This is a genomic window from Coprococcus sp. AM100_B19A, from assembly GCF_027662015.1.
GTDB classification, from domain to species: domain Bacteria; phylum Bacillota; class Clostridia; order Lachnospirales; family Lachnospiraceae; genus Allocoprococcus; species Allocoprococcus comes.
This window is the reverse complement of sequence record NZ_JAQDKN010000018.1, coordinates 20,026-36,528: the sequence shown is the minus strand read 5'-3', so window position 1 is coordinate 36,528 and position 16,503 is coordinate 20,026. Positions and strand designations below refer to the sequence as shown.

The following is a 16,503-nucleotide window of genomic DNA, read 5'->3' as shown; positions in this document are numbered from 1 at the left end:
AATTGTCAAAGATTCCTGCCTTTTCTATGTGAGGGTATATAGATAGATGAAAAAAGGACAGATATTAGAAGGATATATAGAAAGGGTAGATTTCCCGAATAAAGGATTTGCCGTGGTAGAGGGCGAAGAAAAAAAAGTGATCGTGAAGAATACCGTTCCGGAACAAAAAGTGCGTTTCGCGGTGAATAAGATACGAAAAGGTCAGGCAGAGGGACGACTTCTGGAAATTCTGGAGCATTCACCGGAAGAATGTCAGCCGGCATGTCCGCATTTTGGAGTCTGTGGCGGATGCACTTATCAGAATCTGCCGTATGAAAAGCAGGTGGAGATGAAGGAAGCGCAGATCCATGCAATGATGGATGCGGCGGTTGATGGTGATTATATCTGGGAGGGTGTTAAAGAAAGTCCGGTCAGAGAGGCATATCGCAATAAAATGGAATTTTCTTTTGGAGACGAATATAAGGACGGACCTCTTGCACTTGGCATGCATAAAAGAGGCAGCTTTCACGATATTGTAAATGTTACAGAATGCAAGATTGTGGATGAGGATTTCAGACGAATTATAAAGGCTGTTCTGGAGTTTGCGACAGATACAGGTCTTCCGTATTATCACAGAATGCGCCATACTGGATTTTTCCGTCATCTTCTTGTGAGAAAGGCAGTTCGCACCGGAGAAATTCTGATTGATCTGGTAACAACATCGGAGGCACAGCTAGATGAAGCCAGACTGGTGGAAAAGCTTACCGGTCTTTCTTATGATGGGAAGCTTGCCGGAATTCTTCATACAACCAACAACAGCCTTGCGGATGTGGTAAAAGATGAAGGAACCAAAATTTTATATGGACAGGATTATTTCTATGAGGAACTTCTGGGACTGAAGTTCAAGATCACACCATTTTCTTTCTTCCAGACTAATTCCCTTGGCGCGGAAGTGCTTTATGAAGCAGCAAGATCTTATATCGGTGAGACGAAAGATAAGGTAATCTTTGATCTCTACAGTGGAACCGGAACGATTGCACAGATCCTTGCACCAGTGGCAAAAAAAGTAGTAGGTGTGGAAATCGTTGAAGAGGCAGTAGAGGCTGCAAAAGAAAATGCTGCTTTAAATGGACTCGATAACTGTACCTTCTGGGCTGGAGATGTGTTGAAAGTAATCGATGATCTGGGTGAAGTACCGGATCTGATCGTATTGGATCCACCAAGAGACGGTGTGCATCCGAAAGCACTGGAAAAGATCATTGATTTTGGTGTGGAAAGAATGGTTTATATTGCCTGCAAGCCGACCAGCCTGGCAAGAGATCTGGAGATGTTGCAGGGAAGAGGATATCAGGTAGAACGGATTGGGTGTGTGGATCTTTTTCCGAGCACGGTGCATGTTGAGTCGGTAGTTCTGATGCAGTATTGTGGAAAATAAGAAAAATAGGCATATTAGACCACAAGATGTTGTGGTTTGAGGGCAAAAATTGGAGCAAAAAATGACCAGTTTTTGCCCTATTTTTTTCCATATTTTTATAGATGCATAGAGGCAAAAAAGAGATTTTTAAGTATTTTGGGACAAAATTCAGAGAAAGGAAAAGAAACAGGGATGGAGAAAAAGCAGCACCCAAGTTACGGAATGATTCGGTTTGCAAGGTCCTCAATCGGTGGTTCAGGAACGGCATTGTTTGGAAGTTCCATCATGCATAATAATGTCATACGCCTGTCCATTTCAAAAGGCATGATGGAAAGGGAGGGCAACGAGGACTGGTTTTTGGCAGGGACAGACATCAATGACATGATCGTTGAGGTGGAGATGTCCTATACACAGTTTGCCGAAGCAATCACATCACTTAACATTGGAGAGGGGATACCGGTTACCATTACAAAAGTGAATGGGACATTCGTTGAACCATGCCCATACAGTGACAGGCAGAAAGTAATGCGCCGGGAAGTGGATGAAGCAACCCGTGACTTGGTGCGGCAACTGGAAAAGAGGTCAGAGGAGATTGAAAAACTTCTGGATGAGAAACGTGTCCTGAGCAGGGAGGACCGGAGAAATATCGTCTCGACATTGAAAAATGTACGGCAGGAGTTAAAAAGTAATATCCCCTATCTGCAGAAACTGTTTGCTGAACAGATGGATAAAACCGTGACAGAGGCGAAAGGGGAGTTTGAAACTTACCTGCAGAACAAGATGAACAGCATTGCACTTGCAGCAATTTCAGAACAGATGAAGCAGGAGGAAATCAGTTTAAACAGAAACATGATACCGGAACTGGAAGTACAGGAGGGCGGGGAAGAGGCAGGGGAGATGGAAGCGGGAATGCACATGGACATGTAAGGCGGTACTTATTTTAGAAATGAAATGGGTACCGCTATTTTTTTATCCGAAAGGAAGGGGATGAAGTGAAGCGCAGAAAAGGACATGAGATAGACTATGCAGGGAAAAAATATGTTTCACTGCATGAACTGTGCGATGACCTGGACCTGCCTTACTCTCCGCTGGCACATAAATATTACAGGACGAAAGATATTGAACAGTCGGTAGAGAGGGCAAAAAAGGTAAAAGATGCACAGACCTACACCGTCTGGGGCAGGGAATATAAAAGCCTGACGGATATTGCAAAGGAGTACGGGACCAGTGCCGCCGTCATTTCAAAAAGACTGCAGGACGGAAAGACAGCCGAGGAAGCTATCGCAGAAATCATACAGAAGGAAACACTTTCTTTCTGCGGAAAGGAATTTCATGGACTGGCACAGATAGCAAACTTTTATGGAAAAGATTATTCGCTGGTCTGGGAGCGGCTCAAATATGGCATGAGAATGGAAGAAGCACTGTTTCTACCGATCAGGCAGATGAACAAGCCGCAGTATGAAATAACCTGTCGCAAAAATTTATGAGGAGGTCAAGTCAGAAAGGCTGGAACAGGAAAAAGGGATGCAGATGAACATGTAAGGCAGTACTTATTTTAGAAATGGAATGGGTGCTGTCTTTTTTTTATGGAAAAAGGAAGGAGACAGATCGGATGTCGGGATTTTTTTGCAACAGTCCAAGACTGCAGTTATTAGAACGGCAGATGCGCCAGCCGCCGGGATACCGTCCCAGAGGGCATGGGTGGATGTTTGACATGGAAGAGTGGAAAAGCAGGGGAAATTATTCAGAGATTGTGGACTGTGTCATCAGCCGGATGCAGATGGAACACTTAAAGAAAAGAATACAGGAGGTATTTGGAAATGCAGACAAGGAACTGATTTTTTATGACAGCAGGCACAGAACGGATTTTTCTTCCCTGCTGCTTGGCAGACGGAAAAAGAACCTGTGCGGACTTCCGAATTATGCCGCCGCAGTATTTCTTCTGTCTGCAGATGAAAACCTGTGGGAGAAAGTTTCCAAGCAGGTGCTGGATACGGGGATTTATTTTGACCGCATCCGGCTTGGCAGCGTTACGCTGGAACAATATATCCTGTTCCATGCGGCTAGGGATGTGTATCTGGGGACAAAGCATATCCGGCTGTCGGAGCTGACCGACAGGGAACTGATACCGGATGAAATCCTAAGGCTCATCGTCAATGCGTTCGTGATGGAAAGGTATGGAGTGGACATCGTAGAACAGGAGGTGTGGAATGAAGATTAGAGCAAAAAATAGGGAACAGACGGTAGATATGACTCTGCCGGTAACGGACATGGACATGCAGTATTACATGAAACGTATCGGGATAGAAAATGTTATGCCGGTATGTTGTATCAGTGAGGTACGGGATGAACCGCCCTATTTTGGATTTTTGAAAGGGCAGACCGTCAACATGGACGAACTTAATTTCTTTGCCAGAAGGATGGATGGAATGACGGAATATGAAAAAAGAGTGGTGGGTGTCTACAGCAGTGAGACAGGCATCCGGGAGATGAAACAACTGATCAACCTGACTTACAGCCTGCAGGGACTGTCACTGCTCACAGACTTGACGGACGGAAACCGTGTCGGGCTGAGACTTTATCTGGACCGGCACATTGCAATCTCAGAAGAAGAAAAGAGCAGGATAGATTTTAACGCATATGCACAGAAGATTTTTTCAGAAGGAAAATGTAAGTTCCTGCCACATGGGATACTGGTAGATCAGGGATTCCACATGGAGGAGGTCTATAACGGAAAAACCTTTCCAGAATACATCGACAGACCGGATGAAACCGTGGCAGTTTTATCTCTTGGAAATGAGGCAGGGGATGAGGAGTACCTTTATCTGCCAACGGACATCAGTGCCTTGGATAAGGTAAAGAAAAGATTAAACATCGCAGCATTTGCTGAAGGCATTGTGAACGGGATAGAAAATATCCGGCTGCCGGAGAGCATCCTTCCTTCCCCGGAAGATATGTGTATGTCTCTGCAGGGGGACATCCGGAAACTGACTCTTTTTAATGAGATGTGCCAGACCGTCAGCCGTTATGATGAAGCAAAAATGAACCGGCTTGCAATGGCGGCCGGATTCGTGGGGACAAGTGAATTTACCGACATCACTTACATTGCAAAGCATCTGGATGAATTTGAAATACATCCGCAGATACATACGGATAAAGAGTATGGGGAATTTCTGGTTAAAGAAGCGGGGATGTTTGAAGTCGATGAACTTCTCCTGCCGTATATTGATTATGCCGGGATTGCCCGTGATAAAAGACAGGCAGCGATGGCAGACAGCGGATTTATTCCAGAGGGCTTTGTTGGCACGCAGAGAGCAATCCATGAGTATCAGGAATATCAGGGAGAGTTTGCCGATCTGCTTGAAAAAAACGGGATACCCTGTGAAACGTTCTGCCTTTACAATTCGCTTATAGGGATGATGTATCAGGATGGAGAGGAGCAGGAAACGCTGTACCGGAGTGAACTGGCAGATTATGAGGAACAAATCCAGAAAGCCATCCTCAAAGAAAGGCATGTGGAAGAAGAGCCGAGGGGACTCATGCATTATTTTGACGGGAACAGACAGGTGGCTGCAAAAGTGATCAGTGCATTCCCCAAAGTGCAGAACATCCGGGGAGAACTGTTCGGAGTTCTGGAATGCAGTATCTGCCAGCCGCTGACGCAGAGTGAAATCTATGAACTGAAAAATTACTGGGACGGACAGATGAGTGACGGCTGGGGAGAAGGCTTTGAACAAAGACCAATCTATACGCAGGAGGGAGAACTGTATGTCAGTTTCTGGACACAGGAAAGACACTGGGGCGTCATGACAGAGGAAGAACTGGACAGAATCTGGAACCATGGCATGACGCAGACCCTGTAAAAAAATAATATTCTGCTGGATATGTGCTGGTGTATGTAGTATTGTGTGTCCCAAAGAAACCAAGGAGGCAAACAGATGAAATTGGATGATACAGTCATGGTGCAGTTTTTTGGGGAGCTTATCGAATCATACCGCCAGCAGATCATGGTTCAGGAAGAGGCAAGGGAACTTTCAAAGAAGGAAAAAAAGTTCCTGGCAGACTTAAGAAAAGAACTGGAGTTGTCAAACCCACAAGCGTATAGGATGGTGACAGAACTTTTTGGATGCATGTTAGACATCAGCCAGATCAAACAGGAACAGCTTTATATACAGGGAATAAAGGATGGAATACGAATCCGAAAACTGGTAAAAGAAATCGAGGAAGGTGAGGAATGTTAAGAAGGGAACAGATAGAACGGCTGAAGGAAAGATATCCTGCGGGTACCGTGGTCAGGCTGGGGCAGATGGAAGGGGAACACCAGATGCCGTCCGGCATGGAGGGAAAAGTAATTGGTGTGGATGATATCGGACAAATTCATGTGGAATGGGAAAATGGAAGCACGCTGGCCCTGAATGTGGAAGAGGATGACTTTACTGTCGTACCGCAGAAGGAAACCCTGTCCGAAAAGAAATGCAGGGAGTTTTTAGGGAAAGTAAATGAGATATTAAAAGAAACAGATTTCTATCTGCTGAATGTGTCATGCAATGGAGGGGACACCGCCTATGCTGCCCAAAAGCTGCTTGCCATGCATCAGGCATTTGAAACCGTGTACGGGGAAGGATATGTGGATGAAGAGTATGGGATGGTGATGATGCCAGCAGTGGTCTGCGGAAGGGATTCCGGCATACGCACGCTGGCACTTGTCACGCTTGATCTGGAGTCTTCCGGGGAACACTTCGGAACGATTTTCATGACGCCGGGCGGCTTGCTGGAGCAGGGGAGCAGCTCTTTGAGTGAAAAACAGAAACAGGCACTGGCAGAGTATTATATCCCATACGACTACTGGTACACGCCGCTTGTGGAAAGGGACCACCATGTGGATTTTACACAGATGCCGGAAGAAGTGGCAGACATCCGCAGGATGGTCGACGAACTGCTGGTGGAAGGGGAGGCTTTCCATATGAATGAACCAAAATAGGAGGAAAAAATTTTGAACAGCATCATAAGCTGGGTTGGCGGCAAGAAGGCACTGCGCGATCTGATCTATCTGCGCATGCCGAAAAACTATGACCGCTACATAGAAGTATTTGGCGGAGGCGGCTGGGTTTTATTCGGGAAACCGCCGGATAAATGCATGGAGGTTTACAATGATTTTAATTCAAATCTTGCAAACCTCTTTTATTGTGTCAAGGAAAGACCAATGGCACTGCTTCGGGAACTGTCCTTCCTGCCGCTCAACTCCAGAGATGAATTTACAACACTGCGGAAATTTCTGACCATGGAAGAATTTAAGAGTGAACATCTTGCAGAAGAATTAGAGATTGCAACGCACTTCTTAAAAGAACCGGAGGCGGCAGAAATCCGTGACATCCTCATGGAGCGTGCCGCAGTGGGTGATGTGAAAAGGGCGGCGGCATTCTATAAGATTATCCGCTACAGCTATGGGAGCGGATGCACCTCTTATGGATGCCAGCCTTTTGACATACGCAAAACCTTTACCATCATCTGGGAGGCAAACCGCAGGCTGAAGGATACCGTAATCGAGAATAAGGATTTTGAGGCACTCATCCGTCAATATGACAGACCGAATGCCTTTTTTTATTGCGATCCGCCGTATTTTGAAACCGAGGGACACTATGAGGTGGTGTTCCGTAAGGAAGATCATGTGAGGCTCAGGGATACCTTAAAAGGCATACAGGGAAAGTTCATGGTTTCCTATAACGACTGTGCCTATATCCGTGAGCTGTATCAGGACTTTCAGATTGAAGCGGTGACAAGGATCAATAACCTTGCACAGAGGTATGACAACGGAAGTGAGTTCCCGGAAGTGCTGATCGCAAACTATGACATGGAGGAAAGAAAAAAAAGCATGCCGATGCAGATGAATCTGTTTGAACTGTATGGGGAACAGAAAACGGTCCGGTGGAGGGGAAAGGAGACAGAGGAAGAGCCACAGGACACATAAAAAAGGAAAAAAGGAGGAAAACATGCTTCAGTTAGTAGAAATGGAAGGAAAGATGACGGAAAACGGGTGTATTGAGATTCCCGCAGTGGTGTTAGAGCAGGCTGGTATCTGTACCGGTGACACCGTGAAACTTGTGTATATGGCAGAGGACGGGGAACTTAAGAACACGGCAAAGGAGTTCCTGCTTGCAAGGGCAGGACAGGATGTGGCAGAGGAACTGGCAAAGGAGGAAAACATTGCGTTCCAGATACCGGAAGAATTATTAAGGGATGCCGGAATCCCGATGGACGCAGACCTTGACATTGTGTGTCAGGAAGGACGCATTATCATCCTGCCGTCAGAACTTGTGCAGGGGACGGAAGTGCCGGAGGAACTGCTTGCCATCTGCAGGGAGCTTGGCATCACGGAGGATAAGGTAAACATCATCTTGCGGACCACAGAGGAGGGGACGGATGAAAAAACCGGTGTATAAGCTGTTAGACGAAAAAGGACGTATCCTGATTCCGAAAGAATTCCGCCAGATGGCAGAGCTTGAGAGCGGGGATATCGTAAAGCTGTCCATGAGCAGTGGAAAGATTGTGGTATCCAAAGTAGATATCGTGGAGATGGGGAGTCAGGACCCGCAGGCAGTGGAAGCCTATGTAAATGCAGCGGTAAAACATATGAGTCCTGCAAAACAGGTGGCGCTTGCGGCAAGGATTCTGAAATTCGCACAGCAGGAGGGAGGTACGGATTGTTAAGGAATAAGTACAGGGCATTTGAAATCAAAGACAATCAGGTCAGCCAGACGCTGGTGGACGGGAATCTCTGCTCCATTGCAGAATTTATCCGGCACTGCAGTGAGGGAAGCATCATCACCCTGCACACCATGGAGGGCGAACCGTTTTTGATCGGACTCTCCAAGATGTTTGTATTCTGCGGGGACAAGGCATTCTTAGACAGGCAGTTAATCCCTTACCTGCGCAGCATGGGTGGGTAATGCGTATGAAAAGGATTTATGTTCAGAACGGGATTGTATTTTATTATGGGAATCCGGCTGGCTATCTGGGAGATGGGAAAGCAGTCATCGACTGCATGTTCCAGAAAGAGGAGCTGGTTTCGTTTGTGAAGGAACAGTTTTTGGTGGAACCCGTATTCCGGGAGGGTGTGTATGACCGGCTGTCGGAGGGAGGTGGTGTCAAAGAGACAGCGGAGGTCAGTATCGGGGAAGGGAGGAGGCTTAGAATCTATCAACTGGGACAGGACAGTCCAATCATGATGCGGTTTATCAGTCTGGCAGAGAGAAAAAAGAGAGGGTATGACAGACCGCGCAGGGAGGAATATGTCAGAGTCTATGAGGGGGAGATAGAAAACTATAGTCTGGAGGAAGTCTGGGAGAAATACGGACGGAGAGTACCGGAAGGGTTTCAGGGACATGCATTGTCCATTTCGGATGTGGTCGAGTTTGCGGATGGGGAAGTCAGCCGCTTTTTCTATGTCGAGCCATCCGGGTATGAGGAAATCAGATTTTAACAAGGAGGAGCATTATGCCAAAGGCAAAAACTGCCCAGAGCCGGGCAGAAACCACAGAACAGCAGGCACCATCCGGAGCAGGGAACAAAGAAAACTCCCCGCTCCAGTTTGATGTGCGCATCCAGTCCATCCGGCCGGGGGAAAGCATCAAGGGAACGGCATCCGTAAACATCAACGGGGCATTTGCAATCCGGGGTGTCAAGATTATTGAGGGAAGCAATGGACTGTTTGTTTCCATGCCAAGCTATAAGGTTGGGAATGAGTACAAGGACATCTGTTTCCCTATCACGCAGGAATGCAGAAAACAGCTCCATGAAGCAGTCATCGGAGCTTATGAGCAGGCAATCTCGCAGGGGCAGGACACGGTGGCAAAGCATCATGGGATGCAGGCACCGGAAGGACAGCCGATGGAGATGGCAGGAATGTAACAGGATAAAACCAGAGAACATAGAGCAGACCGCACAGGAACGGTCCGGCAGACCATGAGAAAAAATTGGAGGAAAAAGATATGAGAAATATGATGAAAAAAGCAGCACAGAATGTAAAGGCAGTTGCCGTGAGAGCAGGGATGTTAATGAAGGATACCAAGGGCGAGAACTATGTGGATACGGCGGTCAAAATCCTGATCGCAGTCGTTCTCGGCGCACTGCTCCTGGCAGGTCTTTATGCACTCTTCGGGGATGTGGTGATGCCTACCCTTACCCAGAGGATTCAGGACATGTTCAACTATGCAGGATAAGGAACACCGGTCCAAGACAGGGAAACAGAAAAATAATACAATGATATGGAGGAAAACAGATGCCTAGAAGAGCAAACACACAGACACAGCAGGAAACCGTACAGGAAAATGCCGCAGTGCAGGCAAATGCAGGGGCAGACATGCAGATGGAGGCTGCCATCACAAAAACACAGCCGGAAAAGGGTGTCCTTGCCCTTGCCGATGTAAAGATCGGGGATTTCATGACGATTCGAAATGTCAGAATCAAGGAAGATGACTATGGGCTGACGGTTGCCATGCCGAAAACAAAGGCAGGAGCAAATGAACAGTACAAAGACGCGGTGTTCTTTGCTGACAGGGGAATCAAGGAAAGATTTGACCAGACAGTACAGAAAGCGTATGAAACTTTTATGCACCAGCAGACGAATCTGGACGAGGCTGAGGAGCTGGAACAGGAAGAAAGTGGCATGAACATGGGAATGTAGCATGATCAGGCTGGCTTTCTTTTTTTCTGCTCTGTTTTTGGCGGCGGTCATGGATATGAGGACAAGGACCATCCCGGACTGGCTGGTCGTTCTGGTGGCACTTACCAGCATGCTGCCACCGGGACAGCCAAATCTTTTGGGAGTTCTTGCAGGGCTTCCGCTGCTCCTCGCAGGGATTACCATAGGAGGAATCGGCGGAGGGGATGTGAAACTCATGGGTGCATGCGGTCTGGTTCTTGGAGCGGGTCATGCGCTTATGGGACTGTTTCTTGCATTGTGCCTGCTGGTGCTGTGGCATGCGGCAGGGAACATGGGCAGAAAAAAGAACAGAAAGAAACAAAAAGAGGAGAAGGAACCGGCATACCCGCTTGTTCCGTTTCTTTTTGCAGGAATGCTGATTGGTATCTGGATAGGAGGTTAAAGAATTGAAAAAGAAATTATTACTGGCAGGGATTGTGGCACTGCTTGCAGGAACTGTCGTGGCAGCAAGAAAGAAAAAATATACGGAGACATCGAGATAGGAGGAGAAGAGAATCATGAAACTGTTAAAAAACCGTACTGTTCTTGGGGTACTCTGCATTGCAGTGTCCCTGCTCATCTGTTTTGCAGTGACACCGCTTGTCAATGCCGGACTGTCCCAAAAGACCACAATCGTGCGTTTTGTAAAGGACGTTAAGGCAGGCGAAGAGATCAAAAAAGGAATGCTGCTGGAAGTCGAGGTGGGAGGTTACAACCTGCCCGAAAATGTGTTAAGGAGCATCACGGAGGCGGAAGGAAAATATCTGACCGCAGATGTTTATGCAGGGGATTATATCGTAGCAGAAAAAGTAGCGGACGAGCCGGCTGCAGAAAATAAATACCTGTACAACTTAAACGGGGAAAAACAGGCAATCTCCATCACTATCAGTTCTTTTGCGGAAGGACTCTCCGGCAAATTAAAGAGCGGGGATATCGTGTCGGTCATCGCACCGGATTACCTGGGCAGCGGCGAGACAGTCATCCCGGCAGAATTAAAATATGTGGAGGTCATCGCAGTGACGGCAAAGTCCGGCTATGATGCCAATACACAGGAGCAGGAAGAGGAGAAGGAGCTTCCGTCCACCGTCACGGTGTTAGTCAGACCGGAGCAGAGCAGACTGCTGGCAAGGCTGGAAGCAGAGGGAGAAATCCACCTGTCACTGGTATACAGGGGAGACAGCCAGAAAGCCGCACAGTTCATTGAAGCACAGAATCTGGTGCTGGAGGAGCTTCTGGAAGAAACCACAGAGGAAGAAGAGGTATCTGTTGTAAAAAATGAGGTGCCGAGGACAGGAGGGGAAGCGGATGCAGTGACGGCAGAAGAAACCTCGGCAGACGAGAAAAATGATACGGATATGGAGGAATAGTGTTTGAATTTCATGAAAAATTCTTTGTTCCAGAGAAATTTGGAGCAGGAAAGGGAAGAAGAGATGCCGGAAGAGGGAGGCGTGCTTGCCGTGTGGGGCAGCCCTTCCTCCGGCAAGACGGTGGTGTCTGTGAAACTGGCAGAGCATCTGGCAAAGAAAAAAAGAAATGTCATCTTAATCCTTGCGGATATGGTCACGCCGCCGCTGCCCTACTTATGCGCACCGTCAGACATTGAACAGGAAAGGTCGTTGGGGAGCATTCTTGCCGCATCCCATGTGACGGAAAACCTCATCAAGAAGAACTGCATGTTCTACCGGAAGAATGATTATCTTTCCATGGTCGGGATGTTAAAGGGGGAGAATGTGTTCACCTATCCGCCCTATGAAAAAGAGCAGGCGGCAGAACTGCTCCAGCTTGCAGCACAGATCGCACCGTATGTCATCGTGGACTGCACCAGCAATATCGCATCGGATATCCTGTCGGCAGTCGCATTGATGGAGGCAGATACGGTATTAAGGCTGGCAGGGTGTGACTTAAAATCCATCAGTTACTTATCCTCCCAGCTTCCACTGCTCTCAGACCACAAATGGGATGCCGACAAGCAGCTAAAGGCCGTGTCCAATATCAGACAGCAGGAGGCGAGCAGCCACATGGAACAGATCCTTGGCAGTGTGTCGTTCCAGATTCCGCACAGCAGTGAGGTGGAAGCACAGTTTTTAGAAGGGGAACTGCTTGGGGAACTCGGCTTGAAAGAGAGCCGGACATTCCGCAGGGAGATAGAGAAAATCAGCAGGGAGGTATTCGGGGTATGAAAAACAACCAGAATCTGTTCTTTTCCCCGGAGGAAAAGGGAAGGGCGTTTTCGGATGTCTTAAAAGAGGTGCAGGAGTATATCTCCAGCAAATATTCCACGCTCATGGTAGAAGGCGGGAGCGAGGAAGTAAAACAGCAGGTCAAGCGGTACATCACAAAGTATATCTGCGACTACCGCATCACGGTAAAGGGAAAAACACAGGAACAGTTGATCGATGACCTTTACACGGAAATGGCAGAGTTTTCCTTCCTCACCAAGTACATTTTTGGAACCGGGATAGAGGAAATCGATATCAATTCCTGGCGGGATATCGAGATACAGTACAATGACGGCAGGTGTGAAAAGCTGGAGGAACACTTCGAGTCCCCGGAGCATGCGGTCAATGTCATAAGGCGCATGCTCCATGTGTCGGGCATGGTGTTGGACAATGCCTCCCCTGCGGTGTTAGGGCATCTGAGCAAAAATATCAGAATCGCCGTGTTAAAGACGCCGCTCGTGGATGAAGATGTGGGGATTGCAGCGTCCATCCGTATTGTCAATCCGCAGAGCCTGAAAAAGGAAAACTTTGTGGATGGCGGCACCGCAACAGGGGAAATGCTGGATTTTCTGGCAGAGTGCCTGCGTTATGGAATCAGCATCTGTGTTGCAGGAGCAACCAGTTCGGGAAAGACCACGCTTGCAGGCTGGCTGCTTACCACCATACCGGATGGAAAGCGCATCTTTACCATCGAAAACGGCAGCCGTGAGCTGGCACTTGTAAGGGAAAAGGATGGAAAAGTGACCAACAGTGTCATCCATACGCTGACCAGATACAGCGAAAATGAAAAGCAGAATATTGATCAGGACATGCTCCTCGATATGGCACTGCGTTTCAACCCGGAGATCATCTGTGTCGGGGAGATGCGTAGTTCGGAGGCGTACACGGCACAGGAATCGGCAAGAACCGGTCATACAGTGCTTACCACGATCCACAGCAACAGTTGTGAATCCACTTACAGCCGAATGAGGACACTGTGCAAGAGAAAATATGACATGGATGATGAGGTGTTGATGGACCTTGTAACGGAGGCATTCCCTATCGTGGTGTTCACCAAGCAGCTTGAGAACCGCAAGAGAAAACTCATGGAAATCATGGAGTGTGAGATCACGGCAGACGGAAAGCGGAAGTTTAACCCGCTGTACCGCTATGAGATCACCGAAAACCGGATGGAAGGGGACCGCTTTATCATTAACGGCACGCATAAGAAGGTGTGCGGAATTTCCGAGAGCCTCAAAAAGAGATTTTTGGAAAACGGCATGCCAAAAGATGTGCTGGAAAGAATTGAAAAAGGAGGGGAGAAAGCATGCTGACATTACAGGTCATTGCCTGCATCGGGATCATTACAGGGGCATTCCTGCTGTTCCACATCCGGCTAAATGACTTTACGGGGAACATTTTCCACAGGCTTTTGGACGCACCGAAAGGAATCCGTGAGGAGATACTGGAGGAAACCAAGCGCAGGAAAAAATCCTATTTCCGAAGGGAAATCGAGGAAGTACAGGCAATTTTGAAAACAACGGACAGGGAGGAGCTGTTCCCGCTTTTATGCACGGCATCCCTCCTGCTGTTTGCCGCAGGAGCAGCCATTGCCGTCATGATCGGAAATGTTTTTTTAATTCCGGTGCTGGCGTGCGGATTTTTATTTCTGCCGTTCTGGTACATCAGGCTGACCGCATCCCATTTCAAAAAGGATGTGTCATCGGAACTGGAAACCGCACTGTCCATTATTACAACGGCATACCTGCGAAGTGAGGACATCCTTACTTCGGTGGAGGAAAACCTCGAATATTTAAATCCGCCGGTCAAGACCGTGTTTGCAGATTTTGTGTCAAGAATCCGCCTCATAGATCCAGACCTTGAAGCAGCCTTGGAGGAGCTTAAGGGAAAGATTGAAAATGATGTGTTCATGGAGTGGGTGGATGCCTTAAAGTCCTGCCTGTATGACAGGTCACTAAAGACAACGCTGACACCGATCGTGGCGAAACTGTCGGACATGCGCATCGTGAATGCAGAGCTGGAATATCTGGTATTTGAACCCAGAAAGGAATTTATCACAATGGTGGTGTTGGCAGTGGGGAATATCCCGCTGTTATATTTCCTGAACCAGTCCTGGTACGATACGCTCATGCATACCATCCCCGGACAGATTATGCTGGCAGTTACCGGCGCAATTATTTTTGTTTCCACGGCATGCGTCATAAAACTGACAAAGCCGATTGAATACCGGACATAAGGGGGAGGGATAAATTGAAAATCGTACTGATAGTTGTATTCATCCTGACGGCATGCGGACTGTTCCTTCTGCTGTCGGGCATCTTAAAGCTGCCGACACTGCGGACCGGCAGGGCGATGATGCAGTCAGGGAAGAAAGAAAAGAAACTGCAGAAAACACTGGATGCGTTCTACATGGACGGAGCGGCATACTTAGGAAAATACATCGGGATGAATGCCTACAAAAAAAGCAGGATGCAGAATGTCCTAAATGCGGCAGGACTTAAGATGACACCGGAAACCTATATGGCGTATGCCTATCTGAAGGCAGGGAGCATTTTTCTCCTGATCCTTCCGGCACTGCATGTATTTCCGCTGCTTGCCATCCTGCTCGTGCTTTTAGGAGTCATGGTCTACTATAAGGAGACAAGAAAAGCAGAAGAGCTGGTAAGGGAAAAAAGAGAGCAGATCGAGGGAGAGCTGTACCGTTTTGTTTCCACCATCACACAGGAGCTGAAAAACAGCAGGGATGTACTTTCCATGCTGGAGCATTATAAGGAAAATGCCGGGGACATGTTCCAGAAGGAACTGGACATTGTGTGTGCCGACATGCGTTCCAGCAGCTATGAGGCAGCACTCACCCGTTTCGAGGCAAGGCTCAATTCCCCGCAGCTCTCCGATGTGGTCCGTGGACTGATTGGTGTGTTAAGAGGCGATGACGGTGCAGTGTATTTCCAGATGCTCACACACGACTTCAAGCAGGCAGAACTGCAGAGGTTAAAGGCAAAGGCAGCAAAAATCCCGCCGAAAATCCGTGTCTTTTCTTTTGCCATGCTCTTATGTTTCCTTGCAACCTATTTTGCCATAATCGGCTATGAGATCATAAAGTCCATGGGAACACTGTTCTGATAAAAGCGCAGGAAGGAGAAAAAATGAAGCGGATCTATAAAATTATGAGGGACAAAAAGGGGGAGGGATATATCGATGCGGCAGTCGTTGTATTCTGTGTGATGTTTGTCATTGCCCTTGGCGTCAGGATATTCCCGGTTTTTATCACGAAGATACAGCTTGACAATTTTGCAGACGAGCTGGTGAGGGAGGCAGAGATCAGCGGCAGGGTTGGAAGTGAGACAACCGCAAGGCAGAGAACCTTGGAGGAAAAAACAGGGATACATCCAGCCGTAAGCTGGTCAAGAACCGGAAAAATCCAGTTGAATGAAGAGGTGACGGTAACACTGATGTTACAGAAAGACCTCGGACTTTTTGGAAAGTTAAGGTCGTTTCCGGTAACCATAAGGGCGAGGGCATCGGGAAAGAGTGAGGTGTATTGGAAATGAGAAAATGCTATCAGAGTTTAAAAAGACTTCTGACAGGGCAGGAGGGAAGCATGGCTCCGGTTGCTGTAGCTGCAACAATAGCCATGCTTTTTATCATCCTTGGTGTTTCAGAATACATGCGCCTTGTCATCACGGCAGCCGGAATCAAAGATGCCATGGAATCTGCCGTAGTTTCCGTGGTAAACGACAATTACAATGAAGTTTATCATGGTGTCAGGGAAGGATATGCTGCAGGATATGAGCCGGACGATACGGGATTTGCGGCATCCGTGGACCATGGGGATATCTATGGCAGGATGTGTTTTCTGCTTGGTCTGGAAGAGGATGGGAACAGTTATGTCCGCTATAACAACAGTGGTGAACTGGAGTACAGGCTCAAAAATCTTTCTGTGGACATCCACAACACGGCACTGGCATCGCCGGGAGGAACTTATTATGCGGATGCAGAGGTCACGATGGAAGTGCCTGTGCGTTTCGCAGGAAAAATCTTGTCGAATATGTCGGTCAGACTGAAGGTGAGAGCAGCCTACCGGGAGAAATTTTAGTAACATGTTACAGATATCGTAAGACTTATTACATTTCCATAGACTTTCCAGACGTTCTATGGTAGCGTGTGAACTACGAAAATCAATCAAAAAA

General features: G+C 47.7%; 22 protein-coding genes and 2 pseudogenes. All 24 read left to right on the top strand.

What is annotated here, in order from left to right; all coding sequences use genetic code 11:
• Window positions 1-46: 46 nt before the first annotated feature.
• The 24 genes and pseudogenes from rlmD (at window position 47) to PGQ33_RS14480 (ending at window position 16,409) form a co-directional block, all read left to right on the top strand.
• On the top strand, window positions 47-1,414 hold the full coding sequence (rlmD, locus tag PGQ33_RS14590) for a 23S rRNA (uracil(1939)-C(5))-methyltransferase RlmD (protein ID WP_270205970.1): 1,368 nt from the start codon (window positions 47-49) through the stop codon (window positions 1,412-1,414).
• Window positions 1,415-1,585: 171 nt separating this feature from the next.
• Window positions 1,586-2,320, top strand: a complete 735-nt coding sequence (locus PGQ33_RS14585; protein ID WP_227970554.1) for a hypothetical protein — start codon at window positions 1,586-1,588, stop codon at window positions 2,318-2,320.
• 65 nt (window positions 2,321-2,385) lie between these two features.
• Entirely contained in the window at window positions 2,386-2,880 is a 495-nt protein-coding gene (locus PGQ33_RS14580) for a hypothetical protein (protein ID WP_270205969.1), read from the top strand.
• 125 nt (window positions 2,881-3,005) lie between these two features.
• Window positions 3,006-3,614: a hypothetical protein gene (locus PGQ33_RS14575; protein WP_044999054.1), complete on the top strand. Its 609-nt coding sequence runs from the start codon at window positions 3,006-3,008 to the stop codon at window positions 3,612-3,614.
• Window positions 3,604-5,256 carry a hypothetical protein gene (locus PGQ33_RS14570; protein ID WP_270205968.1) on the top strand — a complete coding sequence of 551 codons (1,653 nt, stop codon included), beginning with the start codon at window positions 3,604-3,606 and terminating at the stop codon, window positions 5,254-5,256. The genes PGQ33_RS14575 and PGQ33_RS14570 overlap by 11 nt, the downstream gene beginning before the upstream one ends.
• Before the next feature lie 75 nt (window positions 5,257-5,331).
• Window positions 5,332-5,634 (top strand): Fe-S metabolism protein, SufE family, encoded by a 303-nt coding sequence (locus PGQ33_RS14565; protein WP_270205967.1) that lies wholly within the window; start codon window positions 5,332-5,334, stop codon window positions 5,632-5,634.
• A pseudogene (locus tag PGQ33_RS17200) lies at window positions 5,628-5,825 on the top strand (DUF4314 domain-containing protein); the annotation flags it as partial. The gene PGQ33_RS14565 and the pseudogene PGQ33_RS17200, both read left to right, overlap by 7 nt.
• 297 nt (window positions 5,826-6,122) lie before the next feature.
• Window positions 6,123-6,215 (top strand): annotated as a pseudogene (locus PGQ33_RS17195) (DUF4314 domain-containing protein); the annotation flags it as partial.
• A 171-nt stretch (window positions 6,216-6,386) separates the two neighbouring features.
• Window positions 6,387-7,361: a DNA adenine methylase gene (locus PGQ33_RS14555; protein WP_270205965.1), complete on the top strand. Its 975-nt coding sequence runs from the start codon at window positions 6,387-6,389 to the stop codon at window positions 7,359-7,361.
• A 22-nt stretch (window positions 7,362-7,383) separates the two neighbouring features.
• The gene (locus tag PGQ33_RS14550; RefSeq protein WP_006857271.1) at window positions 7,384-7,833 is read left to right on the top strand and encodes a hypothetical protein; all 450 of its coding nucleotides are present in this window, start codon (window positions 7,384-7,386) and stop codon (window positions 7,831-7,833) included.
• Entirely contained in the window at window positions 7,814-8,101 is a 288-nt protein-coding gene (locus tag PGQ33_RS14545) for an AbrB/MazE/SpoVT family DNA-binding domain-containing protein (RefSeq protein WP_006857272.1), read from the top strand. Before PGQ33_RS14550 ends, PGQ33_RS14545 begins: the two co-directional genes overlap by 20 nt.
• Window positions 8,095-8,340, top strand: coding sequence for a hypothetical protein (locus tag PGQ33_RS14540; RefSeq protein ID WP_055216315.1), 246 nt, complete (start codon window positions 8,095-8,097; stop codon window positions 8,338-8,340). The genes PGQ33_RS14545 and PGQ33_RS14540 overlap by 7 nt, the downstream gene beginning before the upstream one ends.
• A gap of 5 nt (window positions 8,341-8,345) precedes the next feature.
• Entirely contained in the window at window positions 8,346-8,873 is a 528-nt protein-coding gene (locus PGQ33_RS14535) for a YodL domain-containing protein (protein WP_055216469.1), read from the top strand.
• 14 nt (window positions 8,874-8,887) lie between these two features.
• Window positions 8,888-9,301 carry a SpoVG family protein gene (locus PGQ33_RS14530; RefSeq protein ID WP_270205964.1) on the top strand — a complete coding sequence of 138 codons (414 nt, stop codon included), beginning with the start codon at window positions 8,888-8,890 and terminating at the stop codon, window positions 9,299-9,301.
• Window positions 9,302-9,381: 80 nt separating this feature from the next.
• Window positions 9,382-9,612, top strand: coding sequence for a DUF6133 family protein (locus PGQ33_RS14525; RefSeq protein ID WP_007886404.1), 231 nt, complete (start codon window positions 9,382-9,384; stop codon window positions 9,610-9,612).
• Between the two features lie 59 nt (window positions 9,613-9,671).
• Window positions 9,672-10,076: a septation protein SpoVG family protein gene (locus tag PGQ33_RS14520; RefSeq protein ID WP_270205963.1), complete on the top strand. Its 405-nt coding sequence runs from the start codon at window positions 9,672-9,674 to the stop codon at window positions 10,074-10,076.
• A gap of 1 nt (window position 10,077) precedes the next feature.
• Entirely contained in the window at window positions 10,078-10,497 is a 420-nt protein-coding gene (locus PGQ33_RS14515) for a prepilin peptidase (protein WP_270205962.1), read from the top strand.
• Window positions 10,498-10,612: 115 nt separating this feature from the next.
• The gene (cpaB, locus tag PGQ33_RS14510) at window positions 10,613-11,461 is read left to right on the top strand and encodes a Flp pilus assembly protein CpaB (protein ID WP_270205961.1); all 849 of its coding nucleotides are present in this window, start codon (window positions 10,613-10,615) and stop codon (window positions 11,459-11,461) included.
• A gap of 12 nt (window positions 11,462-11,473) precedes the next feature.
• Window positions 11,474-12,274, top strand: a complete 801-nt coding sequence (locus tag PGQ33_RS14505; protein WP_118177376.1) for a ParA family protein — start codon at window positions 11,474-11,476, stop codon at window positions 12,272-12,274.
• The gene (locus tag PGQ33_RS14500; protein ID WP_007884393.1) at window positions 12,271-13,626 is read left to right on the top strand and encodes an ATPase, T2SS/T4P/T4SS family; all 1,356 of its coding nucleotides are present in this window, start codon (window positions 12,271-12,273) and stop codon (window positions 13,624-13,626) included. The genes PGQ33_RS14505 and PGQ33_RS14500 overlap by 4 nt, the downstream gene beginning before the upstream one ends.
• On the top strand, window positions 13,620-14,549 hold the full coding sequence (locus PGQ33_RS14495) for a type II secretion system F family protein (protein ID WP_006857281.1): 930 nt from the start codon (window positions 13,620-13,622) through the stop codon (window positions 14,547-14,549). Before PGQ33_RS14500 ends, PGQ33_RS14495 begins: the two co-directional genes overlap by 7 nt.
• 20 nt (window positions 14,550-14,569) lie before the next feature.
• On the top strand, window positions 14,570-15,436 hold the full coding sequence (locus PGQ33_RS14490; protein WP_055216463.1) for a hypothetical protein: 867 nt from the start codon (window positions 14,570-14,572) through the stop codon (window positions 15,434-15,436).
• Window positions 15,437-15,459: 23 nt separating this feature from the next.
• Window positions 15,460-15,864, top strand: a complete 405-nt coding sequence (locus PGQ33_RS14485) for a DUF4320 family protein (protein ID WP_172676015.1) — start codon at window positions 15,460-15,462, stop codon at window positions 15,862-15,864.
• A complete protein-coding gene (locus PGQ33_RS14480) occupies window positions 15,861-16,409 on the top strand; it encodes a hypothetical protein (protein ID WP_055216312.1) in 549 nt (182 codons plus the stop codon). Before PGQ33_RS14485 ends, PGQ33_RS14480 begins: the two co-directional genes overlap by 4 nt.
• Window positions 16,410-16,503 lie beyond the last annotated feature (94 nt).

Coding starts and splice junctions, on each gene's coding strand:
- rlmD (WP_270205970.1), top strand. CDS start 47: ATGAAAAAAGGACAGATATTAGAAGGATATATAGAAAGGGTAGATTTC.
- PGQ33_RS14585 (WP_227970554.1), top strand. CDS start 1,586: ATGGAGAAAAAGCAGCACCCAAGTTACGGAATGATTCGGTTTGCAAGG.
- PGQ33_RS14575 (WP_044999054.1), top strand. CDS start 3,006: ATGTCGGGATTTTTTTGCAACAGTCCAAGACTGCAGTTATTAGAACGG.
- PGQ33_RS14570 (WP_270205968.1), top strand. CDS start 3,604: ATGAAGATTAGAGCAAAAAATAGGGAACAGACGGTAGATATGACTCTG.
- PGQ33_RS14565 (WP_270205967.1), top strand. CDS start 5,332: ATGAAATTGGATGATACAGTCATGGTGCAGTTTTTTGGGGAGCTTATC.
- PGQ33_RS14550 (WP_006857271.1), top strand. CDS start 7,384: ATGCTTCAGTTAGTAGAAATGGAAGGAAAGATGACGGAAAACGGGTGT.
- PGQ33_RS14545 (WP_006857272.1), top strand. CDS start 7,814: ATGAAAAAACCGGTGTATAAGCTGTTAGACGAAAAAGGACGTATCCTG.
- PGQ33_RS14535 (WP_055216469.1), top strand. CDS start 8,346: ATGAAAAGGATTTATGTTCAGAACGGGATTGTATTTTATTATGGGAAT.
- PGQ33_RS14530 (WP_270205964.1), top strand. CDS start 8,888: ATGCCAAAGGCAAAAACTGCCCAGAGCCGGGCAGAAACCACAGAACAG.
- PGQ33_RS14525 (WP_007886404.1), top strand. CDS start 9,382: ATGAGAAATATGATGAAAAAAGCAGCACAGAATGTAAAGGCAGTTGCC.
- PGQ33_RS14520 (WP_270205963.1), top strand. CDS start 9,672: ATGCCTAGAAGAGCAAACACACAGACACAGCAGGAAACCGTACAGGAA.
- PGQ33_RS14515 (WP_270205962.1), top strand. CDS start 10,078: ATGATCAGGCTGGCTTTCTTTTTTTCTGCTCTGTTTTTGGCGGCGGTC.
- cpaB (WP_270205961.1), top strand. CDS start 10,613: ATGAAACTGTTAAAAAACCGTACTGTTCTTGGGGTACTCTGCATTGCA.
- PGQ33_RS14505 (WP_118177376.1), top strand. CDS start 11,474: ATGAAAAATTCTTTGTTCCAGAGAAATTTGGAGCAGGAAAGGGAAGAA.
- PGQ33_RS14500 (WP_007884393.1), top strand. CDS start 12,271: ATGAAAAACAACCAGAATCTGTTCTTTTCCCCGGAGGAAAAGGGAAGG.
- PGQ33_RS14495 (WP_006857281.1), top strand. CDS start 13,620: ATGCTGACATTACAGGTCATTGCCTGCATCGGGATCATTACAGGGGCA.
- PGQ33_RS14485 (WP_172676015.1), top strand. CDS start 15,460: ATGAAGCGGATCTATAAAATTATGAGGGACAAAAAGGGGGAGGGATAT.
- PGQ33_RS14480 (WP_055216312.1), top strand. CDS start 15,861: ATGAGAAAATGCTATCAGAGTTTAAAAAGACTTCTGACAGGGCAGGAG.